General features: G+C 58.7%; 26 protein-coding genes, 1 rRNA gene and 1 riboswitch. Of the genes, 25 read left to right on the top strand and 2 right to left on the bottom strand.

Annotation, left to right across the window (positions count from 1 at the left end; translation table 11 throughout):
- Window positions 1-102: 102 nt before the first annotated feature.
- A 5S ribosomal RNA gene (rrf, locus tag PTZ19_RS21515) occupies window positions 103-219 on the top strand.
- A 121-nt stretch (window positions 220-340) separates the two neighbouring features.
- On the opposite strand, the gene PTZ19_RS21520 is transcribed toward rrf, so the two are convergent.
- Window positions 341-868, bottom strand: a complete 528-nt coding sequence (locus PTZ19_RS21520; protein ID WP_276357696.1) for a transposase — start codon at window positions 866-868, stop codon at window positions 341-343.
- Window positions 869-1,033: 165 nt separating this feature from the next.
- On the opposite strand from PTZ19_RS21520, the gene PTZ19_RS21525 reads away from it, so the two are divergent.
- The 12 genes from PTZ19_RS21525 (at window position 1,034) to rsmI (ending at window position 11,377) form a co-directional block, all read left to right on the top strand.
- Window positions 1,034-1,219: a sigma factor G inhibitor Gin gene (locus PTZ19_RS21525; protein ID WP_276357697.1), complete on the top strand. Its 186-nt coding sequence runs from the start codon at window positions 1,034-1,036 to the stop codon at window positions 1,217-1,219.
- 169 nt (window positions 1,220-1,388) lie between these two features.
- The gene (locus PTZ19_RS21530; RefSeq protein ID WP_276357698.1) at window positions 1,389-2,525 is read left to right on the top strand and encodes a glycosyltransferase family 61 protein; all 1,137 of its coding nucleotides are present in this window, start codon (window positions 1,389-1,391) and stop codon (window positions 2,523-2,525) included.
- Between the two features lie 135 nt (window positions 2,526-2,660).
- Complete coding sequence (locus PTZ19_RS21535) at window positions 2,661-4,148, top strand: aminotransferase class I/II-fold pyridoxal phosphate-dependent enzyme (protein ID WP_276357699.1); 1,488 nt, start codon at window positions 2,661-2,663, stop codon at window positions 4,146-4,148.
- A gap of 24 nt (window positions 4,149-4,172) precedes the next feature.
- On the top strand, window positions 4,173-5,675 hold the full coding sequence (gene wsfD / locus PTZ19_RS21540; RefSeq protein ID WP_276357700.1) for a glycan biosynthesis hexose transferase WsfD: 1,503 nt from the start codon (window positions 4,173-4,175) through the stop codon (window positions 5,673-5,675).
- A complete protein-coding gene (gene tmk / locus PTZ19_RS21545) occupies window positions 5,648-6,289 on the top strand; it encodes a dTMP kinase (protein ID WP_276357701.1) in 642 nt (213 codons plus the stop codon). The genes wsfD and tmk overlap by 28 nt, the downstream gene beginning before the upstream one ends.
- A gap of 133 nt (window positions 6,290-6,422) precedes the next feature.
- The gene (locus PTZ19_RS21550) at window positions 6,423-6,752 is read left to right on the top strand and encodes a cyclic-di-AMP receptor (protein ID WP_276357702.1); all 330 of its coding nucleotides are present in this window, start codon (window positions 6,423-6,425) and stop codon (window positions 6,750-6,752) included.
- 26 nt (window positions 6,753-6,778) lie between these two features.
- Entirely contained in the window at window positions 6,779-7,222 is a 444-nt protein-coding gene (locus tag PTZ19_RS21555) for a YaaR family protein (RefSeq protein WP_276357703.1), read from the top strand.
- A gap of 67 nt (window positions 7,223-7,289) precedes the next feature.
- Window positions 7,290-8,267 (top strand): DNA polymerase III subunit delta', encoded by a 978-nt coding sequence (holB, locus tag PTZ19_RS21560; RefSeq protein ID WP_276357704.1) that lies wholly within the window; start codon window positions 7,290-7,292, stop codon window positions 8,265-8,267.
- Window positions 8,268-8,271: 4 nt separating this feature from the next.
- Window positions 8,272-9,072 (top strand): PSP1 domain-containing protein, encoded by an 801-nt coding sequence (locus PTZ19_RS21565; protein ID WP_276357705.1) that lies wholly within the window; start codon window positions 8,272-8,274, stop codon window positions 9,070-9,072.
- 36 nt (window positions 9,073-9,108) lie between these two features.
- Window positions 9,109-9,453, top strand: a complete 345-nt coding sequence (gene yabA, locus PTZ19_RS21570; protein WP_422615030.1) for a DNA replication initiation control protein YabA — start codon at window positions 9,109-9,111, stop codon at window positions 9,451-9,453.
- Between the two features lie 165 nt (window positions 9,454-9,618).
- On the top strand, window positions 9,619-10,404 hold the full coding sequence (locus PTZ19_RS21575; protein WP_276357706.1) for a tRNA1(Val) (adenine(37)-N6)-methyltransferase: 786 nt from the start codon (window positions 9,619-9,621) through the stop codon (window positions 10,402-10,404).
- Entirely contained in the window at window positions 10,397-11,377 is a 981-nt protein-coding gene (rsmI, locus tag PTZ19_RS21580; RefSeq protein WP_422615031.1) for a 16S rRNA (cytidine(1402)-2'-O)-methyltransferase, read from the top strand. Before PTZ19_RS21575 ends, rsmI begins: the two co-directional genes overlap by 8 nt.
- A 140-nt stretch (window positions 11,378-11,517) precedes the next feature.
- Here the strand turns inward: rsmI and PTZ19_RS21585 are convergent, their stop codons facing one another.
- Window positions 11,518-11,775 (bottom strand): AbrB/MazE/SpoVT family DNA-binding domain-containing protein, encoded by a 258-nt coding sequence (locus PTZ19_RS21585; protein WP_276357708.1) that lies wholly within the window; start codon window positions 11,773-11,775, stop codon window positions 11,518-11,520.
- Between the two features lie 311 nt (window positions 11,776-12,086).
- On the opposite strand from PTZ19_RS21585, the gene PTZ19_RS21590 reads away from it, so the two are divergent.
- The 12 genes from PTZ19_RS21590 (at window position 12,087) to spoVG (ending at window position 22,112) form a co-directional block, all read left to right on the top strand.
- Window positions 12,087-13,382 (top strand): HD domain-containing protein, encoded by a 1,296-nt coding sequence (locus tag PTZ19_RS21590; protein ID WP_276357709.1) that lies wholly within the window; start codon window positions 12,087-12,089, stop codon window positions 13,380-13,382.
- Between the two features lie 19 nt (window positions 13,383-13,401).
- Window positions 13,402-14,169, top strand: a complete 768-nt coding sequence (locus tag PTZ19_RS21595; protein ID WP_276357710.1) for a TatD family hydrolase — start codon at window positions 13,402-13,404, stop codon at window positions 14,167-14,169.
- Window positions 14,170-14,356: 187 nt separating this feature from the next.
- A riboswitch (cyclic di-AMP (ydaO/yuaA leader) is annotated at window positions 14,357-14,553 on the top strand.
- 245 nt (window positions 14,554-14,798) lie between these two features.
- A complete protein-coding gene (locus PTZ19_RS21600; RefSeq protein WP_276357711.1) occupies window positions 14,799-15,950 on the top strand; it encodes a 3D domain-containing protein in 1,152 nt (383 codons plus the stop codon).
- A 200-nt stretch (window positions 15,951-16,150) separates the two neighbouring features.
- Window positions 16,151-16,729: a ribonuclease M5 gene (gene rnmV, locus PTZ19_RS21605; RefSeq protein WP_276357712.1), complete on the top strand. Its 579-nt coding sequence runs from the start codon at window positions 16,151-16,153 to the stop codon at window positions 16,727-16,729.
- A 6-nt stretch (window positions 16,730-16,735) separates the two neighbouring features.
- Window positions 16,736-17,662 carry a 16S rRNA (adenine(1518)-N(6)/adenine(1519)-N(6))-dimethyltransferase RsmA gene (gene rsmA / locus PTZ19_RS21610; protein WP_276357713.1) on the top strand — a complete coding sequence of 309 codons (927 nt, stop codon included), beginning with the start codon at window positions 16,736-16,738 and terminating at the stop codon, window positions 17,660-17,662.
- Window positions 17,663-17,719: 57 nt separating this feature from the next.
- Window positions 17,720-18,595, top strand: coding sequence for a sporulation peptidase YabG (gene yabG / locus PTZ19_RS21615; protein ID WP_276357714.1), 876 nt, complete (start codon window positions 17,720-17,722; stop codon window positions 18,593-18,595).
- Between the two features lie 149 nt (window positions 18,596-18,744).
- On the top strand, window positions 18,745-19,017 hold the full coding sequence (gene veg, locus PTZ19_RS21620; protein ID WP_123042679.1) for a biofilm formation stimulator Veg: 273 nt from the start codon (window positions 18,745-18,747) through the stop codon (window positions 19,015-19,017).
- Window positions 19,018-19,149: 132 nt separating this feature from the next.
- Window positions 19,150-19,332 (top strand): small, acid-soluble spore protein, alpha/beta type, encoded by a 183-nt coding sequence (locus PTZ19_RS21625; RefSeq protein WP_276357715.1) that lies wholly within the window; start codon window positions 19,150-19,152, stop codon window positions 19,330-19,332.
- Between the two features lie 186 nt (window positions 19,333-19,518).
- On the top strand, window positions 19,519-20,376 hold the full coding sequence (gene ispE, locus PTZ19_RS21630) for a 4-(cytidine 5'-diphospho)-2-C-methyl-D-erythritol kinase (protein ID WP_276357716.1): 858 nt from the start codon (window positions 19,519-19,521) through the stop codon (window positions 20,374-20,376).
- Window positions 20,377-20,469: 93 nt separating this feature from the next.
- Window positions 20,470-21,300, top strand: a complete 831-nt coding sequence (gene purR / locus PTZ19_RS21635) for a pur operon repressor (RefSeq protein WP_276357717.1) — start codon at window positions 20,470-20,472, stop codon at window positions 21,298-21,300.
- Window positions 21,301-21,321: 21 nt separating this feature from the next.
- Window positions 21,322-21,717, top strand: a complete 396-nt coding sequence (locus PTZ19_RS21640; RefSeq protein ID WP_276357718.1) for a RidA family protein — start codon at window positions 21,322-21,324, stop codon at window positions 21,715-21,717.
- A 110-nt stretch (window positions 21,718-21,827) separates the two neighbouring features.
- Window positions 21,828-22,112 carry a septation regulator SpoVG gene (spoVG, locus tag PTZ19_RS21645; RefSeq protein ID WP_276357719.1) on the top strand — a complete coding sequence of 95 codons (285 nt, stop codon included), beginning with the start codon at window positions 21,828-21,830 and terminating at the stop codon, window positions 22,110-22,112.
- Window positions 22,113-22,205 lie beyond the last annotated feature (93 nt).

The raw sequence follows: 22,205 nt of genomic DNA on the forward strand, positions 1-22,205 counted from the left end.
GGCTTATCCTAACATGCAGCAACATAGGCGCACCGATGATGCGCATCAGCAAGATGTTGAACGTTTCGCTATCCGGTTTTCAGGGTGCAAACCTTGATCCGATCTGGTGGTAATGGCGGAGGGGTTCCACGCGTACCCATCCCGAACACGACCGTTAAGCCCTCCAGCGCCGATGGTACTTGGACCGAAGGGTCCTGGGAGAGTAGGACGCCGCCAGGCAGGATGCATGCCCGAGCAGTCGACGAAGTCGACGACCAGGGCCGGATGCATGCCCGAGTTGTCGGGCGCGAGAAAAGGACACTGCAGAAATCTGCAGTGCCCTTTTTTTTTTGCAATCTCATCAACGGTGGTAATAGGAAACTTCCTGAGCGTTCAATCGGATGACGCCGTCCCGTTTTTCCTTGCGCATTTGCCAAAGCAGGCGAAGTCTGGGGGCGAGCAGCCAGAGATGCCAGAAGAAAAGCGCGACCACCCAGGAAGATCCGGTCCAGGGGAGAGAAAGCGCCGAAACGCAGCACCCCACCAGGAACAAATGATAGTGGAGCCGGCGGAACAGTCCCAAGTTCGTGTCCATGACGGGAAGGGGACCGATCCATGGCCAATCCTTGCGGAAGGCGAACCGCTTCTCCCATGGCTCGTCGATCCGCCGGACCGTGAGCCTCAGGACAATCGCGTGAACCGCCAGCATAATCCCCAAGGAGACAGGAACCGCAAGAAGACCGGGAAGCCGGTAAACGACGATCAGCGCGGCAGCGCCGACGAATGCCGCCGTCATGTAACTATATTTGCTCTCGGGCCGGAGCAAGATCTTGCGTATGAGCTTATAATGGTAATAAGTCGGATCGCTGGCCGATACGCCGGTATTCAATGTCCCAACACTCCTCTTTCCGATGCGGAACCTCTGAACAATACTATCGGCTTAAGAGGTTCGGATTGTTACGCATCGACCTATGAAACCGACGGACATGGAGTATATTTTCATAGAATTCGGGCAAACTGTATGGAAAGAGAATGGAAAAGGCGGGAGACAGGCATGGACACGGCGGAACCTAGAACCTGCATCGTATGCGGCCAACCGAAAGCTGAAGGCATTACCATCGTCACCGAATTCATATGTACGTCTTGTGAAGCCGAGATGGTTCAAACGGATACCGACGACGAGAAATACCCTTTTTTCGTTCGTAAACTTCGACAGCTGTGGATTCGTTCGGAAGCGTAAAAGAAACCGAAAACTACGGTCAAATGCCGTCAGAGACGAAGCGCTCTGGCGGCTTTTTGTTGTTGCCGGGCAGTCGATGGCGCCGTTTCGCGTCCCGGCGAATCAACATACCTTGATGCAAGGAGCAAAGGACGATCCCGATTCTACTGACAATGGAAGGATGGGGGATATGGACGAAGGAGAAGCCGGAGGAGCGCCTCTAGGAATTTGCGATACGAAGGAATACGTCATGTCCCGATATCACGAGGACCGTGCTTCTCATTTCTATCGGGAATGCCATTTGCAAGACGTAACCGTTCTAAAGGACAGCACCGGGATCGAAGATGAAGTCCATCATGTGTTCCGAAGCGGCGTAATGCACGGGCAGCCCGCCTTCGTCGCATCCGTCGGCCAAGCGCGTCTCTGGGGAAAGCATGGGGCTGTGATTACGCCGGATCATAGGCTGCTCGCGGACGTTTCATGGGATTACCGCGGCAATGACGGTTTGGTGAGAGGGTGGGGCCATAACGCGTTTCGTGAGTGGGTGCCGCATCCGCTGCGTTTTTTGCCCGGTACGACGGCGCTGCTGACCTTCGTCTGGAGCTGGAACTATTTCCACTGGATGTTCGACGTGCTGCCCCGGGTCGATCTGATTCGGCGTGCGGATCAAGATGTCGACCGATACGCGATCTCCCGTTACGGAATGCCCTATCAGCGGGAAACGCTGAATCTTATGGGAATTCCGTCCGACCGTATATACGAAGCCGGTGACGACTTCCATGCCGAAGCCGAGCGGCTGATCGTTCCTTCCTTCGTGCGTCCGGTCGAGGATTGGCCATCCCGGTATCCCCGCTGGACCGCAGAGTTCCTGCGGCGAGAATTTCTCTACGACCGGCATGTGGCCGTATCTCCGGAATATGAACGGATTTTCGTCAGCCGATCCAAAGCACAGCGCAGGAGAATGCTCAACGAAGACGAGATTCGCCTGGTCCTGGAAGAGCGGGGCTTCCGAACCGTCATCCTGGAGGAATTGCCCTTCGATGAACAGATCCGGATATTCGCGTCGGCCAAAGCCGTAGTCGCCCCTCATGGAGCCGGCCTGGCCAATCTGGTGTTTTGCCCCCCGGGAACGCAAGTCGTGGAGCTGTTTTCCCCCGGTTATTTGTGGAACTATTTTGCGCATATTTGCCATCAGGTCGGACTGGGTCATTATTATTTGATCGGGGAATACAGCGTAAGTCAGGGGCCGGGCGCTTGGGAAGGCTTATCTGACTTCGCCGCGGACCCGGCAAAGCTACGGCGCCTGCTCGACAAAGCGGGAATCTGATCTCCGGAAGCCTTCTATGGAGGGCTTTTTTTTCGCGCGAAAAAAGGAAAAGCGGAACGATTCCGACGAGGTTTGGCGTTAAAGCCCAGGAATTGCTAAAATGGAGAAATATCAAACGCGAGAGGAGCGTCGGAAATGGGGACATCCGGCGAACGAGCCCCGATCCGCGACATGCTGGCCGCTTATGCCGCCAAAAGCGTCAACGCCTTTCACGTGCCCGGCCACAAGCGGCGGGCCGTCTGGCAGGACGCCGAGGCCGACGCGCGCTACCGGCCGTTGCTGGAATGGGACGTGACGGAACTCGCCGATACCGACGATTTGCATCATCCGGCGGGACCGATCGCGGAAGCCCAGCGGCTGGCGGCGGAGTGCTTCGGCGCCGAAGAGACCCGGTTTCTGGTCGGCGGAAGCACCGCGGGCAATCTGGCGATGATCCTCGGCACGGCGGCGCCGGGCGATCTGCTTATCGTGCAGCGGAACGCCCATCGATCCGTTTTCCACGGGCTCATGCTGGCGGGCGTGCGGGCCGTGCTGCTTCCGCCGTCCATCGATCCGGAATCGGGGCTGGGCGTCATCCCGGAGAAAGCCGCCATCGCGGAAGCGATCGCCCGATACCCCGAAGCCAAAGGCGTCGTGCTCAGCTCGCCCAACTACTACGGGATGGCCGGCCAACTTGGGCCGATCGCGGACATTTGCCATTCGGCGGGCATGCCGCTGCTCGTCGACGAGGCGCACGGGCCGCATTTCGGCTTCCATCCGAGCTTTCCGCCTTCCGCCATGCAGCGGGGAGCGGATCTCGCGGTGCAATCCGCGCATAAAATGCTCAGTGCCATGACGATGGGCGCGATGCTGCATATACAGGGAAAGATCGTAAATCGGGAAGCCGTCCGGCAAGCATTGCGCATGGTGCAGAGCTCCAGCCCTTCCTTTCCGCTGCTCGCCTCTCTCGATTTGGCGCGCCGGCAGTTGCATACGGAGGGAGCGAGGGCCTTTGAGCCCGCTTTGGAAGCCGTGAGAAAGGTGCGAAGCCGGCTCGCGGAGACGCGTTACCGTACCCTGGGCCCGCTAAAGGAACATAGTGCTGGAAGCGGCGGTATCGGGTACGATCCGCTCAAACTGGTCCTTTACGAGGCGGAAGGTCGGATGGATGGTTTTCAAATCCGCGACGAGCTTTCCGCGCGCGGATGCGAGGCGGAGATGGCCGACTCCCGCTACGTCGTACTGGCTTTCGGCGTCGGATCCCGCCCGGAGGACGGGGACGCGTTGATCGGAGCGCTGCGGGAACTGTCGGCCGTATCCGAACGCCGCGGCGAACAGCCCGTTCCGCGCTTGCCCCGCGGGAACGATCCCGGCGGCTCGATCGGCATCCCCGAACCCGTACAGTTCGGCCGCAGCCTGGGAGACGACTCGGAACGAATCCCTCTGGAGCGCAGCGTCGGACGAGTAGCGGCGGAATGGGTGATTCCGTATCCCCCGGGTATCCCGGAATTGTATCCGGGCGAGAAGATCACCGAAGCGATCCTGAATCGTCTGGCGCAATGGCAGACGTTAGGCGCCAACATCCAAGGGGCAGAGGACCTTTCGCTGCGCAGCGTGCGGGTTTTCCGCTCGAACAGACCCTAGACGAAGTAAACGGAGGAATCTGCATTGTTTGGCAAACTCGACATCCGACGAATCATCGCATGGATCGCAACCTTGGCCGCAGCTGCGCTCGCCGTATGGCTGCTGATGGTCCCGCCGTTCATCGGCGTCGCGGACAACGGCGATTTCAGCCGTCTGATGAGAATCACCGGTTTCCGGTACCTCGATCCGAACGAAACTTACGCGGACCGCTATTTTGCCTTTGCCCATCAATATTTCGGCTATAAGAGCAACTGGGGCTCCGCTTACGTGACGACGCAAATCGTGCTGCTGTCGGTCATCGGGTGGATCGCTCGGCTGTTTAACGGCCAAGTGTTCGATATCCGTTGGTTCGGCGCCGCATATACGATTCTCTTCGCGTCCGCCGTCTATTTGATCGTCCGGCATACCCCGGTTTTCGCGGGCCGCAAGGCCCTAACCGCGGCCGTCTCGGCGATCGCCGGCGGTTTGCTCCTCTTCGTGTTCGGCGACGTCGGGTATTTGGCGTACTTCCAATCCTTCTTCGGAGAACCGTACGCGCTGCTGGGCATGCTCCTGCTCATCGCTTCGGCGATCGCCATGGCCGCATCGGAACGGCTGTCCGGACGGCTGCTCGCGTTGTTCGTGACGGCCGGCGTCGCGGTCGCGACGTCCAAAATCCAGAACGCTCCGCTCGGGTTCGCGTTCGCGCTGCTCGCTTGGCGATTGTTCTCCTTAAGCGAGGAGCGTAGGTGGCATAAACGGGTGTTGACCGGCATCGCCGTCCTGCTCGCCAGCGCGGTGATCATGATCGTAGCGGCGCCCAGCGGGCTCAAACATATCAATTTGTACCAATCGATCTTCTACGGGGTGCTGAAGGATTCTCCCCACGTCGAGCAAGACCTGAAGGAATTGGGCATTCCGGAGAAATACGCGGCGAACGCGGGCACGAACTATTTCGAGAGCGGAACGGCCATTCCGCAAGACGACCCGGCGCTGCGCCGGGAAGTTTTGGAGAAGCTGGGGCATAAGGACATCGTCTTCTATTATCTCCGCCACCCGGACCGGTTCATGCAGAAGCTGGAGAAGGCCGCGGAGAACGGGGTGTTCGTCCGCCCTTATTACCTGGGCAATTATACGATATCGGAAGGCAAAACGCGCGGCGCCGTCTCCGATTCCTTCGGCGTATGGAGCGATTGGAAAGCGCATCGGATGCCCCATACGCTCGGCTGGTTCGCGGGGTTCTATCTGCTCTATGCCGCCGGCCTTGTATTCTGGTGGCTGCGGACCTCCTCCAAACGGGTGCGGCTCGTGCTCGAGGCGATGGCCGCCGTGGCGCTTGCGGGGATCTTCTCCATGATCGTGCCCATTCTGGGCGACGGGGAAGCCGATCTCGGGAAGCACCTGTTTATGTTTAGCGCTTGCTTTGATATGATGGGAGTAAGCGCGGCGATCGCTCTCGTATACGGAGGCTTCGCGCTCGCGAGCCGGGCAGGGTTGCCCAGCCGAAAGGAGCAGCAAGGTTGGCAGTCGGAACGTTCATTACGATAGAAGGCGGAGAAGGCGCAGGCAAAACGACGCTGATCACGCGTTTGACGGATCGGATTTACCGGGAAACGAAGCAGAAAACGATGACGACCCGCGAACCGGGCGGAATCCCGATCGCGGAAGCGATCCGGGCCGTCGTCCTGGACCGCGGGAACACGAAGATGGACGCCCGCACGGAAGCTTTGCTATATGCGGCGGCCAGGCGTCAGCATTTGGCGGAAAAAGTCATTCCCGCGCTTGAACGGGGAGAGATCGTCATTTGCGATCGTTTCGTGGACAGCAGTCTGGCTTATCAAGGCTACGCCCGGGGACTCGGCATCGAGCGGGTCTGGGAAATCAACCGTTTCGCGACGGAAGACCGCATGCCCGATTTGACGTTGTACCTGGACGTGGATCCGGAGATCGGACTTTCCCGGATCGAAGCGAACGGGGCCAGGGAAGTGAACCGCCTGGATCTGGAGAACCTTGCGTTCCATCGGAGGGTGAGGGAAGGCTACCGGATCGTGGCCGGCATGTTTCCCGAGCGTTTCGTGACGCTGGACGCATCCGCTGATCCCGATGAACTGGAAGAGCAAGCTTGGCGTTACGTGGCATCCCAATTATTTCCCGATTCTTAGATCTTTTTCACCTTCCGGCTTGCAAAGAGGATTTTGCGCCCTGGATGTCCAATTAATGGAGTGATCGTTCTTTGCTTAGCATAGCTCTATTTCATTTCCGAATCCTAACTCTGTCTGAAGGAGGGCCTGACCGATGAAATTGCTGATTGCGGTGATTCAAGACAAGGACAGCAACCGGCTGTCCAACGCCCTGATCAAGGAAGGCTTCCGCGCGACCAAACTGGCGAGTACCGGCGGATTTCTGCGCGCGGGCAATACGACGTTCCTCATCGGGATCGAAGACGACCGGGTGCAGCAGGCGCTGGACGTGATCCGTTCCAACTGCAAAGTGCGCGATCAACTGGTAACGCCGGTCTCGCCCGTCAGCGGAGCGGCGGATTCGTATATTCCTTTCCCGGTCGAGGTGCAGGTGGGCGGTGCCGCCGTGTTCGTGCTGCCGGTGGAACGGTTTGAGCATTTCTAATCGGTGAACCGGGCGGTGTGCGAACGGTGAAAATCCAGCCGGGCTTATTTCCGATGAACCAGACGCTGCAGCGGACCGAAACGGCGAGCCGGCCCGCGGCCAGCCAAAATTTCGGCGATCTGCTGCAGCAGCAAGATGAACAGAGAACCCAGGAAGAACTCCAGCGCAAGCTGGAGGATATTCGCCTGCAGGGCGACCGGCTGACTCGCTCCATGACGGTGCGCGAGCTTGTCTTGTACCGGCAGATGGTCAAAGGCTTCCTGGAGGATACCGTCCGCCGCGGGGTCGGCCTGAAGGTGACGAAGGGCTGGGACCGCCGGGGCAGGGGCAAACGGTACAAACTGCTGGAGGAGGTCGACGCCATGCTGGTCGGCATGGGCGAAGAGCTTCTCCAATCGGAAGAGGGACGCATCGAACTGCTCCGCAAAGTCGGGGAAATTCGGGGGATGCTGATCAATTTCTTGTTTTAACCGCTGCCGGGCGAGCCGTGCCGTTTGGCGCGGCCGTGCCGGCAGTCAGGGAAGAGGTGCTGGAAGCATGGGGTTTCGCGAAATTCCCGGACAGGAGAGGGCCAAAGCGCTGCTGCAGCAGGCGCTCCGTTCGGGACGGATCGCCCACGCCTACTTGTTCGCGGGGCCCGAAGGATCCGGCCGGCAGGATACGGCGATCGCGTTTGCCCAGGCGGTGCTTTGCGAACGCGGCGGAGACGACGCCTGCGGCGAATGCCTGAGCTGCCGCAAAGTCAGCCACGGCAATCATCCGGACTTGCATGTGATCGAGCCGGACGGCGCCAGCGTGAAAATCGAGCAAATCCGGGAGCTTCAGAGAGAGCTCTCTTACCGAACCGCAGGCGCGGGTTATAAAGTCTATATCATCAAGTCGGCCGAGTCGATGACCGTACAGGCCGCCAACAGTCTGCTTAAATTCCTGGAGGAACCGCCTTCTCCGGTGGTGGCGATTTTGATCGCGCCGGGCGCCCAGGCGGTTCTTCCGACGATTCTATCAAGGTCGCAGCTGGTTCCTTTCGTTCCCGGAGACCGGGAACGGATGGAAGCTTTGTTAACCGCCGAAGGCAAACCCCGGATGCTGGCCCGGGCCGCGGTCCATCTGGCTTCCGGGCCGGCGGCGGCGAGGGCGCTGACGGAAGAGAATTGGTTTGCAGAAATCCGAAACGTAGTGATACAATTAGGCAAAGAGAATTCGTCCCGTTTTCCGGGCAGTCTGCTGACCGCTCAGCAGCAGGTGATCAAGACGAATCTCTCGGAGCATGTCGATACGTTGTTGAACTTATTTGCCTTATGGTATAGAGATATGATTTACGCCATGACCGGCCGGCACGATCGGATGGTGTTCGCGGACCAGGCGGAATTCATCGCGAAGCATGCTTGGAGCCGCACCATCGAGGCCTGGGCCGGGGCCATGGAATCTGCGCTTGCGGCCGCTAGGCGGATCAAGGCCCATGTGCCGCCGCAGCTTGCGCTGGAGCAATTTCTGGTGAACGTGCGGGAGGGGTAGCAATTTGTATGATGTTGTCGGTGTCCGCTTCAAAAAAGCGGGTAAAATCTATTATTTCGACCCCGCCGAGCACCCGGTCTCCCAAGATCAGCATGTCATCGTAGAAACGGCGCGCGGAGTGGAATACGGCAAGGTGGTCATCGGACCGAAGACGGTCGGGGAAGCCGACGTCGTGCTGCCGCTCAAGAAAGTGATCCGCGTAGCCGGGGATGCCGATGCCCGGGCGGTGGAGGAGAATCGCGGCGCGGCCAAGAACGCGTTCGCCGTCGGACTTCAGAAAATCAAGGACCACGGGCTGAGAATGAAGCTCGTGGACGTCGAATACACGTTTGACCGGAACAAAATCATCTTCTACTTCACCGCCGAAGGACGCGTCGATTTCCGGGAGCTGGTGAAAGATTTGGCCGGAGTGTTCCGCACCCGCATCGAGCTGCGCCAGATCGGCGTGCGCGACGAAGCCAAGATGCTCGGCGGAATCGGCCCTTGCGGCCGCGTGCTCTGCTGCTCTTCCTGGCTCGGGGACTTCGAACCGGTCTCCATCAAGATGGCGAAGGACCAGAACCTGTCCCTCAATCCGACCAAAATATCGGGTTTGTGCGGGCGCCTCATGTGCTGCTTGAAGTACGAGCACGACAACTACGAAAGCGCCAAGGAAGAGTTGCCTGCCGTCGGACGTCACGTGGTCACCTCGATGGGGGAAGGAAAAGTCGTCGGTCTGAACGCGGGTACCCGGACGGTGCATGTTCATCTGTTCGAAATGGGCAGGGTGAAGGAATTGCCGTTTGACGATGTCGTCCTCAAATGATCCCCACAACTTGAGGTTTGAGGTGGAAAGCTGTACATGAAGGATATCTTTATGCGGGTGGACGAGCTGGAATCGCAACTCGGCAGCATTCACGCCGATTTCGGGGCGCTGAAGTACAAGATCAAGGAACTGCTCGAGGAGAACCAGAGGCTGCGGATCGAGAATCAGCAGCTGCGCAAAGTGCTGAAGCGGGAGACGGATCCGGCGATCGCCGCGACCGAGGAACCCGCCGCCGAACGGAAAGACAAACCGACGGTGGGCGAAGGCTACGACAATCTGGCGCGCTTATATAATGAAGGTTTCCACATTTGCAACGTGTACTACGGCCATCTCCGCATGGAGGGCGACTGCCTGTTCTGTCTTTCTTTCTTAAGCAAATGAGCTCCGAACCACCTTCCGGGAGGATAGGTGGTTTTTTCTATATAATAGAAGAAACGCGGCGGCCCTCGGAATTGCATCGCAAGGAGAAGTCGAGTAAGCTAATGGGCATAACCTTTACGTGCGATCCCGATAACCGCCGATCCCGGAAGGAGTATGTACCCCGACATGAACCCGTCTCCCGGCCTCGTGCGTCCCGAAGAGCGGCTTGACCATCTGCTGACGCAGGATTTGCGCATCATTCAAAGTCCCGAAGTGTTCAGCTTCTCCCTCGACGCCGTGCTGCTGGCCCGATTCGCGGGCGTGCCGCCCAAGGGAAAGATATTGGATCTTTGCACCGGCAACGGCGTCATTCCGCTGCTGCTGACGACCCGCACCGAAGCGAACATCGACGGGGTGGAAATCCAACCGAGACTGGCGGACATGGCCCGGCGCAGCGTAGAGTTGAACGGACTCGGCGGACGGGTCCGGATCGTGGAAGCCGACCTGAAACGTTGGGCGCGGGCTGAGGAGAACGCCGGTCAATACGACGCCGTCACCGTCAACCCGCCTTATTTGCCGCGGGAGTCGGGACAGCACAAGAACAATCCGTATGTCGCCATGGCCCGCCATGAGATCGGCTGTACGCTCGAGGACGTCGTCGCGGCTTGCTCAACGGCCATCCGGCGCGGCGGGCGGGTCTCGATGGTGCACCGGCCGGCCCGGCTCGCCGACCTCTTGGAGGCGTTCCGCCGTTACCGCCTGGAGCCGAAGCGGATCCGGTTCGTGCATCCGAAGCGGACGTCGGAGGCGAACATGGTGCTTATCGAAGCTTTGAAAGAAGGCAAGCCGGAAGTTCGCCTGCTGCCTCCCGTCATCGTGCACGAGGATGGGTGCGGATACACCGAAGAGCTGCAAGATATTTTCTATGGAAGAAAAACGGAACTGGAAGACATGCCGATAGGTGATGGATAAGGAGGGGAGAAGGTTGAGCGATTCCGAAAGAGAACGGGAGCTGCCCAGCGTGCAGCGAAGCTTCGAGCCGCGCGAGAAGCCCGGTACGCTGTACCTGGTGGCGACGCCGATCGGCAACCTGGAGGATATGACGTTCCGGGCGATCCGCACGCTGAAGGAAGCGGATCTGATCGCGGCGGAAGATACGCGGCAGACCCGCAAGCTGCTGACCCATTTCGATATCCAGAACCGGTTGGTCAGCTACCACGAGCATAACCGCGAGGCGAGCGGGCCGGAGCTCCTCCATCTGCTGGAGGAGGGGAGCAGCATCGCTCTGGTCAGCGACGCCGGTCTGCCGGCGATTTCGGATCCCGGCGCGGAGTTGGCGGCGGAAGCAACGGCCCGGGGAATACCCGTCGTGCCGATCCCCGGCGCCAACGCGGCGTTGTCCGCGCTGATCATCTCGGGTCTGCCGACGGAACGGTTTCTGTTCGCCGGTTTTCCTCCCCGCGACCGCAAAGGGCTGCAGAAGTTTCTGGATCGGCTGGAGGGAGAGCCCGGCACCTTGATTTTGTACGAGTCCCCGCACCGGATCCGCAAAACGCTGGCGGCCCTCGCCGAACGATGGGGGGAACGGCGCATGGCGGTCGTACGGGAGTTGACCAAACGGCACGAAGAGGCCGTTCGGGGGACGGTCCGCGCCTGCAGCGCGTATGCCGAGGAGAACCCGCCGATCGGAGAATGCTGCCTGATCATCGAGGGAGCCGGGGGCGAAGGCGCGGCGCGTAGCGGCAGCGGTCAGCCTGCTTCCGCCGATTCTGCGGAGCCTTGGTGGGCCGCTCTTACGCTGGCCGAGCACGTCGAGCACTATGCCGGGGCAAACGGCAACCGTAAGGACGCGATGAAGCGGGCGGCGCTGGATCGGGGAATGTCCCGCAGAGACGTGTACCAGGCGCTTCTCCACCAATCCCCCAAAAGTGACGCAAAGCTCTGAGGCTTATTCCGATTACTTTTGGGGGAGCCCTCAGCAAAAATAAAAAAAAGATCCTCCCGCGTGAGCCGGGAGGATGCAAGGAGATATAAAAAGGTTAGAATTAACAATTTTTAAGAGTCGTTATCTATTATAACGCATAATTAAGAATTTGTCACAGGGGAAGGCAAATCCTTCAAACATTCCCGGCAAACGATTTTGCCCTTGAAGTACGTGACGTTCTCCGCATTGCCGCAGAAGATGCACGCCGGCTCGTATTTTTTCAGCATGATGCGTTCCCCGTCGACGTAAATCTCGAGCGCGTCTTTCTCTCCGATGCCGAGCGTACGCCGAAGTTCGATGGGAATGACCACCCGGCCCAACTCGTCAACCTTCCTTACGATACCCGTGGATTTCATCATTTGGTAATACCCCTTTTCTCAGGTTAAAATAGGAATCAATGAAAGAGCAAGAGAAGAGACGGAATCGCTCTCTCTTACGCTGTCGTCATTATTCGACAAAGTTCTCTTTTTTCTGATCTATATCGTACCAACCATTCCCAAATAAGTCAACCGCATTTCACGGCCATGTCCAGTCGAAACGGTTAAAATACTTTCATATACGGGGTTTTGACACTGAAATGTCAATTTCCGTCTAAATTCTACGTCAAGCCACATTATGACACAATTCGACATGCGGTGTCGAATTGTCGAACGAGAGAAGGGGAAAATCCATGCTTCGCAAATTGGAAGAGGAGAAAGTTTTCAAGGATCCGGTCCACCATTCCGTGTTCGTGCAGGAACCGACGATCTGGAAGTTGATCGACACGCCGGAATTCCAGCGGCTTCGCCGCATCCGGCAGTTGGGCACCTCCTACTTGACCTTCCATGGCGCGGAGCACAGCCGTTTCTCCCATTCGCTCGGCGTATACGAAATCACGCGGAAAATCGTGACCCAGTTCGAGCGCAACGGCTTCGAGGACTGGCCGCAGGAAGAGCGGCTCGTCAGCCTGTGCGCCGCGTTGCTCCACGACGTCGGTCACGGGCCGTTCTCCCATTCGCTGGAGCAGGTGTTCGGAACCGATCATGAGCGATGGACGTGCGACATCATTCTGGGCGACACCGAAATTCGCCGCGTCCTTCGCGAGGCGGACGAATCGCTTCCGGAACGTATCGCCTCCGTCATCCGCAAGAACTACGAAAAATCCATCGTCGTCTCGCTTGTTTCCAGTCAAATGGACGCGGACCGAATGGATTATTTGCTGCGGGATTCCTACTTCACGGGGGTTCATTACGGAACGTTCGACCTGGACCGGATCCTGCGCGTGCTGCGCCCGTTCCAAGGCCGAATCGTCGTCAAGGAAAGCGGCATGCACGCCGTCGAGGCTTACCTGATGTCCCGTTACCAGATGTATTGGCAGGTCTATTTCCACCCGGTGACCCGCAGCTCCGAAATCGTGCTCCGGTCGATTTTCAAAAGAGCGCGGACGCTGCACGAAGCCGGTTACCGGTTCGGGTTTCTGCTTCCGCCGCTGCGCAAGCTGTTCGACGGCAAGCTCGAAGTCCGCGACTATCTAGAGCTGGACGAAGCGATGGCGCAAGCGGCTTTCGGACAGTGGACCCATGAGAAGGATCCGATCTTGTCGGAATTGTGCCGCCGTTTCCTGAACCGGAAACTTTACAAATACATACCCATGGAACGCCTGGATGAAACATGGATCGGGGAAATGAAGGAGCAGTGGCGGAAAATCGGACTGGACCCGGATTACCACCTCGAAGTGGATACGCCCACCGATTTGCCGTACGATGTATATAAGCCCGGATCGCCGTCGGGCGGCTCCGAAAAATCCCCGATCCTGCTGCTCGACGATCATGGCGGGCTGACGGAGATTTCCGAGAAATCCGAAATCATCCGTTCGATCGCGGGCCTGCAGCGCGGGAAATTCCACGTTTACTATCCCGAAGAGCCCGTCCGCTCGCAAGCGGAACGCTTGTCCCTGACCATCCGGGAGCGTCTGCATTTACAATAGAAGGGAGCCATTTTCCGACATGCTCATCGACACCCACGCCCACTTGGACTCTCCCAAATTCGACGACGATCGGGAGGAAACGATTCGCCGCGCGCGGGAGGCGGGAATCGACATCATCGTCAATATCGGCTTCAATCGCGAGACGATTCCGACCACGATGGAATTGGCCGAACGATACCCGTTTATTTACGCGGCCGTAGGCTGGCACCCGACCGATGCCGAAGACATGAGGCTGGAAGAAGATCTGGCTTGGATCGAGAGGCTGTGCGCGCATCCGAAGGTCGTCGCGATCGGAGAAATCGGCCTGGACTACCATTGGGACACGCCTAGGGAGATCCAGCACACCGTGTTCCGGGAGCAGATCCGGCTCGCGCGCAGGCTCGGCAAGCCCATCGTCATCCATAACCGGGACGCCCACGAAGACGTGGTCCGCCTCCTGCGGGAACAGAAAGCCGAAGAAGTCGGCGGCATCATGCACTGCTTCTCCGGGAGCTGGGAAACGGCCAAGCTGTGCCTGGACATGAATTTCGACATCTCGTTCGGCGGCCCGGTGACTTTCAAGAACGCCCGCGTGCCCAAAGAGGTGCTGGCCCGCGTGCCGGACGACCGGCTGCTCATCGAAACCGACTGCCCGTATTTGGCCCCCCACCCCCATCGCGGCAAACGGAATGAACCTGCCTACGTGGCTTTGGTGGCGCAGGAAGCAGCGGAAATCAGAGGAATTTCCATCCAGGATTTGGCTGATCTGACGAGCGCGAACGCAAGGAAGCGGCTGGCAATACCCTGAAATCAAGACCATTCCGGCGGAAACGCAAGAAGTCAAGCCGAAAAAACTGGTTTTACTGCGGCGTAATTCGAAAGTACCGGTCAATATCCCCGAAAATGGGCAAATTCGTCCATTGACCCGTCTTTACACTTGTGTTGCGAAGCGAGTATGATCTAACTCAGAGTTTGAGAAAGCATCATTGGCATCCTTTGCCAGTACGCTGAATCTCCCGGTACGGGAGAGCGGGGGACCCGACGCAAGCGGCGTGATCCATACGCCTGCAAGCGGTCCAAACAACCTAGGGGTGAATTTCGCGGAAGCGGCCGATGAGCCGCCAAGCGGATAGGGCGGCTCTCTAAGCCCGAACCCGACAGCTAACCTCGCAAGCGCCCATAGAGAGAGGTCGACTCGTGTTGCTTGATTCCCTTACATCCAAGCGGAAGCCACGAACAGGTCCTCTGTCGGTGGCTTTTTGTTTGCTTGAAATCAGGGTACGGGTCATCCAAGACCTCGCACTGGTCTAAGGCGTTGCTGCGTTCGCCGATTCGCCGCTAACGCGGACGTCAGCATCGTTAACAAATCCTAGTTAGTCGCGTCGAACCTATTCATGCATTACATCGACGGCGGGGCTATGAAGGAGGGGCGAGAAAATGGGCCTTGTTCCGATTCAGGAACCCCATGTTCCACGACCGACCGGCAAGCTTATCGCAGCGAAATGGAAGCATGAGCATTTGCGTTTGATCTTGATCAGCGCAATTCTCTCTTTTGCTGTAGTAGTCATGTTCAACTCGCTGCTGCGGGGCGCGTCCGCCAAAAGCGTGACCGTCGTGGACGGCAGCCAAACCGTAACGTACCAGACCTGGAGCGCCGACGTGGCCGGGTTCCTGGAAGAGAAGGGGATTCACGTCGGACCTTTCGACCGCGTCTCGTTATCGCTGGCCGCGCCTTTGCAGAAAGACGGCTTGATCGTGATCGAGCGGGCGAAGCAATTTACCATCCAAGAAGGCGGCAAGCAACAGGTCAAATATACGACGGAGCGAACGGTCGGAGAAGCGCTGGCGGCATTGAACATTCCGCTGGACAACGATGACCGCGTCATTCCCGCGGTGAACGATCCCGTGGAGGAAGGCTCCAAAATCCGGGTCGTCCGGGTTCGGACCGAGACGATCGAGTCGCAGACGCCGATCGCGTACAGCGTCGTGCAGAAGAAAGACGCGAGCCTGGAAGCGGGCAAGCAGAAAGTCGTGACGACCGGGAAAACAGGCGTTTTGGTCAAAAAGCTGGAGCGCGTATTCGAAGACGGCAAGCTCGTTCGCGAGCAGGTCGTGGACGAAGAGGTCGCCAAGCCCGCGATCCAGCAAGTCGTTGCGGTGGGCACGAAGAAGGCACCCGTCACTTTGGTGGCGAAGAAGCAGTCGGTAACCACCGGCAACAGCATTCTCAAACTCAACGGCAAGACGGTCGCGGTCAAACGCGTGCTGAACAACGTCACCTTGACGGCTTATTCGGCCGGCCCCGCATCCACGGGCAAGAAAAAAGGGGATTCCGGCTACGGGATTACTTCCTCCGGAACCAAGGTGCAGGAAGGTCGCACCATAGCGGTCGATCCGGACATCATCCCGATGGGATGGTGGGTCTATATCGAAGGCATCGGTTTCCGCCGCGCGGAAGATACCGGCAGCGCGGTCAACGGCAAGAAGATCGATATCTATTACGACAGCGAGAGCCGTGCGGACAAATTCGGCCTTAAACGGGGCTACACGGTCTACGTGATCGGTCCGAATAAACCGACGGCCGATTGAGGGAGAAAGTTGCATTTTTGAATTCGTTTTGCGGCGATTGGAGTATGAATTTTTTTCGGAATACGGGTTGGCCTTCCGGGTCGGGGAGGCTGGCCCGTATTTTCGTGCGTTCGCGGAAGGCTTTCCGGTTCAGCTTGAAGCGGGAGCGAAAGTCGGATACGCTGTTAGGAAAGCCATTGCGGACAAAGGCGGAATGAGCGTTGAGGATCCGAGAAATCATTGTGGTGGAAGGAAAGGACGATACGGCGGCGATCCGCAGGGCGGTGGAAGCCGATACGATCGAGACGGGAGGCTCCGCGATCGGCGAGGAAGTCCTCCGGCGCATCGAACTGGCGCAAGAGCGCAGGGGCGTTATCGTCTTCACCGATCCCGATTCCCCGGGAGAACGCATCCGCAAAATCGTGGCCGAACGCGTGCCGGGGGCCAAACACGCTTTCCTGACGAAGAGCGAGGCCCGGGGGAAGGATGGGCTGGGCGTCGAACACGCAACGGACGAAGCGATCCGGCGGGCGCTCGAAGCGGTCCGTTCCCCGGAGCAGCGGTCGGACGGCGGGGAAGCCGGCAGTTCGAGCCCCGAGGCCGCCATCGAATGGAGCGATCTGCTGGACGCTGGGCTCATCATTCATCCCGAAGCCGCAAGGCGGCGCGAACGGATGGGCGAGCTGCTCGGCATCGGCTATGCGAACGGCAAGCAATTTTTGAAACGCTGCACGGCATTCCGGATTACGCCGAAGGAATTCGCCGAGGCGCTGGAACAGCTCGAGAAGGAAGAGGGATAGAGACCGATGTCCAACATGCCTCAGCATAACGGGAAGAACGGCGGGGCCCCAGCGGGAGGACCGGCGATCGCGGCGGCCGGGCGCACGAAAGAAATCATCCGCAAGCACGGGTTTACGTTCAAGAAAAGCCTGGGCCAGAATTTCCTGATCGACGGGAACATCCTGGACAAGATCATCGCGGCGGCGGGTCTCGACGGCACCAAGGGCGCGCTGGAGATCGGCCCGGGGATCGGCGCGTTGACGGAACGGCTGGCGCAAGCGGCCGGCACGGTCGTGGCGTTGGAGATCGACAATCGGCTCATTCCGATTCTCGAGGACGTGATGTCCCCCTACGGCAACGTCAACGTGGTTCATGCCGACGTGTTGAAAACGGATCTTCGCCGCGTCTGGGCCGATTATTTCGCGGACGTATCCGGGGTCAGCGTCGTCGCCAACCTGCCGTATTATGTCACGACTCCGATCGTCATGAAGCTGCTCGAGGAAAAGCTCCCCGTGGATCGCATCGTGGTCATGGTGCAGAAGGAAGTGGCGGAGCGGATGGCCGCGAAGCCGGGCGGCAAGGATTACGGCAGCCTCAGCATCGCCGTCCAGTATTACTGCGAGCCCGAGCTGGTGGCCAGCGTGCCGTCCGGCGCCTTCGTGCCGGCCCCGAACGTCGATTCGGCGGTGATCCGCTTGACGAAGCGGGCGGCTCCGGCGGTATCGGTGCCGGACGAGGACCGCTTTTTCCGGGTCGTGCATGCCGCCTTCGCGCAGCGCCGCAAAACGATCGCCAACAATTTGGCGGCGATTTCGGGCAAGGAGCGCAAGGCGGAATTGACCGCCCTGCTGGCGGAGATCGGCATCGCGCCCGAGCGGCGGGCCGAGACGTTGTCGCTGGAGGAGTTCGCCCGGCTGGACGCGGCGCTGGCGGCAGCCGAAATGAAAGCCTGACGGACGCGCACTCGGAGCATCCCCTCTCCATACGATAGACGAAGAGGTGATTTGCCCATGAAGCAGGGGGACGTGGTCATCCGCAAATCGTATGGCGGGGACATCGTGTTCCGCATTGCCGAATTTGTCGGGCAGGGGGCGCTTTTGCGGGGGACGGACTACCGTTTGCTGGCGGATGCCCCACTCTCCGATCTTCAACCGGTGCGGAATCCGGACGAGCTGATCGGCGCCCAGAAGGCACGGATTCAAGCGACCGAGTCGCTGCGCCGGATGCAGGAGGAACGGTACAAACAGACGGGGAGGGCCGGAGCGTACCCGGGTGCGGGAGCGCGGCAGCAGCCGTATTTCGAGATGCCGGGCAAAGTGCTGCATTTGGACGGCGACGTGAATTACTTGAAGAAAAGCATGCAGGTATATGGCCAACTGCGGGTGCCGGCCGAGGGGATCCACTGCCACGAATCGCAAATGCCGCAAATTTTATTCCGGGTGCTGCCTCAAGTCCGCCCCGACATCGTCGTGATCACCGGCCATGACGGGGTGCTGAAGCGCAGGGAGGACCTGCAGCATTTGGGGAACTACAAAAATTCCTTCAACTTCGTGCGGGCCGTTCAGGCGGCTAGGGAATACGAACGGAACCGCGATTCGCTCATTATCGTGGCGGGGGCCTGCCAGTCCCATTTCGAAGCGCTGCTTCAGGCGGGCGCCAATTTCGCGAGCTCGCCGGCACGCATTATGATCCATGCCCTGGATCCCGTTTACGTGGCGGTTCGCTCGGCTTTTACGCCGTTTCGGGACACCATCAACGTTAATGACGTCGTCGCCCACACGATCAGCGGCGTGCAAGGCGTAGGCGGTATCGAGACGCTGGGCAGCTTCCGCGTCGGCATGCCGAATCCGCAGGCGGAACAATTGCAAAATGTGAACATTGTGTGACGACTTCGCAGGCCGATCGGTCATGCCCCGAAAAAACCAAGGAAATTCACCGTTGACAAAAAAATGGCATGGCTGATATAATATTTCGCTCATTTGACAAGACCCCTCTTTTTAGATATAATTTACAGGGAAAGAGGTGGTTGTGGATCATGGCGAAGAACGCGCTTCTGGAAATCAAGCGAAGTCTGGAACCGCATGTCGGTTCCAAAATCATGCTCCGCGCCAACGGTGGACGACGTAAAACCATCGAACGCACGGGCGTCCTTGAAGAAATCTACCCCTCGGTTTTCATCGTGAAGCTGGACCAGGAACAGCACGCGTTCAAGCGTGTCTCGTACAGCTACGCCGACATCCTGACGGAATCCGTGGAAGTCATGCTGTGCAATGAGGAAGGCCAGGTCCGGATCAGCTATTCGCATTAACCGGTTTCGTAAACGGGCAGCCAGCGGCGCGACAAGCGCCATGGCTGCCCGTTTTGCATATCGCGGGGAACGTACGGGCATCTTAAGACGGGAACGCCGGCCGGCGTCACCGCTCGAAGGGAGGCAAAGCGAATGAGCCGAAGAAGAAGCGTCATGTCTGAAGCTTTCAAGGCGGAGCTTGCCAAAGACCTCGGGTTTTACGAGACGGTTCAGCGGGAAGGCTGGGGCGGCATCCGCACCAAGGATGCCGGGAATATGGTCAAGCGGGCTATCGAGATCGCGGAACAGGCGCTCGCCCGGAACGCGCAATCTTGACGGCCAGCAGGGACGACGGGAAAGGCTTCTCCGAAAGGGGCGGCCTTTTCCTATGTCAGCCGAGGCTTGTGCCTTGGCCTCGACAAACGGCATTCTCTGTGTTAGTCTGCCGAGCAGCCGTTTTTACTTGCCACCCGCGGTTTGTTATAATTTGGGGAAGCTTCTGGACGAAACGGTGAGGACTGGATGACGAAAATCTACGAGAAAGCGCCAGCGAAAATCAACCTCCTGCTGGACGTTCTCCGCAAGCGGGAGGACGGTTACCATGACGTGCAGATGGTCATGACCATGGTGGATTTGGCGGACCGGCTGGAGATGGAGGAAATTCCGGGCGACCGGATCGTGCTTTCCAGCCAGGCGGGATTCATCCCGCTAGACGAGAAGAACCTGGCGTTCCAAGCGGCCAGGTTGATCAAGGAACGGTACAACGTCTCCAAGGGCGTCTATATCCATCTGGACAAGCAGATACCGGTCGCGGCCGGCCTTGCGGGCGGCAGCAGCGACGCGGCGGCGGCTTTGCGGGGTTTAAACCGGCTATGGGGGCTCGGTCTGTCCGGGAGCGAGCTCGAATCGCTGGGCGCCGAGCTGGGCTCCGACGTCCCCTTCTGCGTCCGCGGCGGCACCGCGGTGGCCCGGGGCCGGGGGGAAGTGCTGGAGAGCATTCCTTCGCCGCCCCAGTGCTGGGTCGTTCTGGCGAAACCTCCGATCAACGTTTCTACGGCCGATGTGTACGGCAAGCTGAAGGCGAGCGAGCTCAAGTTCCATCCCTCCCTGGACGGCATGCTGTCCGCGATCCGGCGCGATTCGTTCGCCGATGTTTGCGCTTCGCTAGGCAACGTGCTGGAAACGGTGACGTTGCAACGGCATCCGGAAGTTCGGCAAATCAAAGAATGCATGGAGAAGCTGGGCGCGGACGGCGTGTTGATGTCGGGCAGCGGCCCGACGGTATTCGGCCTGGCTGCCAAAGAAACGAAAGTCGCGCGGCTGTATAACGGCCTTCGAGGGTTTTGCAAAGAAGTATTTGTGGCAAGAATGCTTACATAGATGCCGGGCTCCGTGAAGTTTACGTTGCCGAAAACCGTATAAAAATGTTATTATTCTGATAAATCATTCGGTTTTCGGACGGGAGAGAATATCGTGAAAAAGCTCAAGCGCAGCGCGCGCCTCGTAGAGATGACCCAATATTTGTTGAACCGTCCTCACACGTTAATTTCCCTAACGGCCTTCGCGGAACGTTACCAATCGGCCAAGTCGTCCATCAGCGAGGATTTGGCGATTATCAAGGAAGTGTTCGAGGAGGAAGGCATCGGCGAATTGTATACGCTTGCCGGCGCGGCCGGCGGCGTTCGTTACGTGCCGAAGTGCCGGAAGGACCAGGCGCTGGAGCAAATCGCTTCCGTCTGCCGCGAGCTTGAGCAACCCGAACGGCTGCTGCCGGGCGGGTATTTATACATGACGGATTTGCTGGGCCAGCCGGGACTCATGCAGGAAGTGGGGCGGATGTTCGCCACCGCGTTCGCCGACCGGATGATCGACGTCATCATGACGGTCGAGACGAAGGGAATCCCGCTCGCGTTCGCGACGGCCCAATACTTGAACCTGCCGGTCGTCATCGTGCGCCGAGACCACAAGGTCACCGAAGGCTCCGCCGTGAGCATCAACTACGTATCCGGTTCCACGAAGCGCATCCAGACGATGTCGCTGGCGCGCAGGGCGCTGAAGGAGCAGTCCCGCGTGCTGATCATCGACGATTTCATGAAAGCGGGAGGAACCGTGCAGGGCATGGTCGACTTGCTTCACGAGTTCCGGGCCGCCGTAGCCGGCGTCGGGGTATTCGTCGAATCCGGGGAAGTGGGCAGCGAGGAGCGCCTGCTTCACGATTACGTTTCCCTGGCCCGCTTGACCGAAGTCGACCTGAAAACCCGCCAAATCTCCGTTCAACCCGGTAATTTTTTCGCCGGTCATTAAAGCATTGGAGGTCATGTACGGATGTTGAAAATCGTATCCGCTTCTTCCGCCCCGGCGGCGATCGGACCCTATGCCCAAGCGGTTCGTTACGGACAGTTGCTGTTCACGTCCGGACAAATTCCCCTTACCCCCGAAGGCGAGCTGGCAGCCGGCGGCATTGCGGAGCAGACGCGGCAGGTGCTGGCGAATCTGAAAGCCGTGCTGGCGGCGGAAGGCGCCGATCTGCGGGACATCGTGAAGACGACGGTATTTCTCAAGGACATGAACCAGTTCGCGGAGTTCAATTCGGTCTACGGTTCCTACTTCCAGGAGCATACGCCGGCCCGCTCCACGGTAGAAGTCGCGCGGCTCCCGAAGGACGTTCTTGTCGAAATCGAAGCGATCGCGGCGATCCCTGTCGAAACTGGAAAGAATTAAAAATTTTTTTCTAAATTCCGATTGTTTTTACCAGTTTAAAGAAGGGAATTGTCCCATTTGTGTGGAATATTACACCAAGTCTTCAAGAGGACCAAAGGTGGTGAACACAAGTGCAAATTACAGATGTGAGACTCCGCCGCGTGAATTCGGAAGGGCGCATGAAAGCCATTGCTTCGATCACCATTGACAATGAATTCGTTGTTCACGATATTCGCGTCATTGACGGGAACAATGGAATGTTCGTGGCCATGCCGAGCAAACGTACGCCGGACGGGGAGTTCCGGGACATCGCTCACCCCATCTCATCCGGAACGCGCGAGAAGATCCAGTCGGCCGTGCTCGCCGAGTACGAACGCGCCGCGCAGGAAGAAGAAGCGATCGTAGAAGGAGCCTGAGACTCAGCTCCATGAACTAGAGAGCCCCGCAGGCTCTCTTTTCATTTGCCCTGGAATGAGATATGATTTTTTATTGTAAATCGATTCCCGGGG

It is taken from the genome of Cohnella caldifontis (assembly GCF_029360585.1).
GTDB classification, from domain to species: domain Bacteria; phylum Bacillota; class Bacilli; order Paenibacillales; family Paenibacillaceae; genus Cohnella; species Cohnella caldifontis.

Bases quoted from the DNA above. Each gene is read 5' to 3' on its own strand.
- PTZ19_RS21525 (WP_276357697.1), top strand. From the start codon at position 1,034: ATGGACACGGCGGAACCTAGAACCTGCATCGTATGCGGCCAACCGAAA.
- PTZ19_RS21530 (WP_276357698.1), top strand. From the start codon at position 1,389: ATGGACGAAGGAGAAGCCGGAGGAGCGCCTCTAGGAATTTGCGATACG.
- PTZ19_RS21535 (WP_276357699.1), top strand. From the start codon at position 2,661: ATGGGGACATCCGGCGAACGAGCCCCGATCCGCGACATGCTGGCCGCT.
- PTZ19_RS21550 (WP_276357702.1), top strand. From the start codon at position 6,423: ATGAAATTGCTGATTGCGGTGATTCAAGACAAGGACAGCAACCGGCTG.
- holB (WP_276357704.1), top strand. From the start codon at position 7,290: ATGGGGTTTCGCGAAATTCCCGGACAGGAGAGGGCCAAAGCGCTGCTG.
- yabA (WP_422615030.1), top strand. From the start codon at position 9,109: ATGAAGGATATCTTTATGCGGGTGGACGAGCTGGAATCGCAACTCGGC.
- PTZ19_RS21575 (WP_276357706.1), top strand. From the start codon at position 9,619: ATGAACCCGTCTCCCGGCCTCGTGCGTCCCGAAGAGCGGCTTGACCAT.
- rsmI (WP_422615031.1), top strand. From the start codon at position 10,397: ATGGATAAGGAGGGGAGAAGGTTGAGCGATTCCGAAAGAGAACGGGAG.
- PTZ19_RS21585 (WP_276357708.1), bottom strand. From the start codon at position 11,775: ATGATGAAATCCACGGGTATCGTAAGGAAGGTTGACGAGTTGGGCCGG.
- PTZ19_RS21590 (WP_276357709.1), top strand. From the start codon at position 12,087: ATGCTTCGCAAATTGGAAGAGGAGAAAGTTTTCAAGGATCCGGTCCAC.
- PTZ19_RS21595 (WP_276357710.1), top strand. From the start codon at position 13,402: ATGCTCATCGACACCCACGCCCACTTGGACTCTCCCAAATTCGACGAC.
- PTZ19_RS21600 (WP_276357711.1), top strand. From the start codon at position 14,799: ATGGGCCTTGTTCCGATTCAGGAACCCCATGTTCCACGACCGACCGGC.
- rsmA (WP_276357713.1), top strand. From the start codon at position 16,736: ATGTCCAACATGCCTCAGCATAACGGGAAGAACGGCGGGGCCCCAGCG.
- yabG (WP_276357714.1), top strand. From the start codon at position 17,720: ATGAAGCAGGGGGACGTGGTCATCCGCAAATCGTATGGCGGGGACATC.
- veg (WP_123042679.1), top strand. From the start codon at position 18,745: ATGGCGAAGAACGCGCTTCTGGAAATCAAGCGAAGTCTGGAACCGCAT.
- PTZ19_RS21625 (WP_276357715.1), top strand. From the start codon at position 19,150: ATGAGCCGAAGAAGAAGCGTCATGTCTGAAGCTTTCAAGGCGGAGCTT.
- ispE (WP_276357716.1), top strand. From the start codon at position 19,519: ATGACGAAAATCTACGAGAAAGCGCCAGCGAAAATCAACCTCCTGCTG.
- PTZ19_RS21640 (WP_276357718.1), top strand. From the start codon at position 21,322: ATGTTGAAAATCGTATCCGCTTCTTCCGCCCCGGCGGCGATCGGACCC.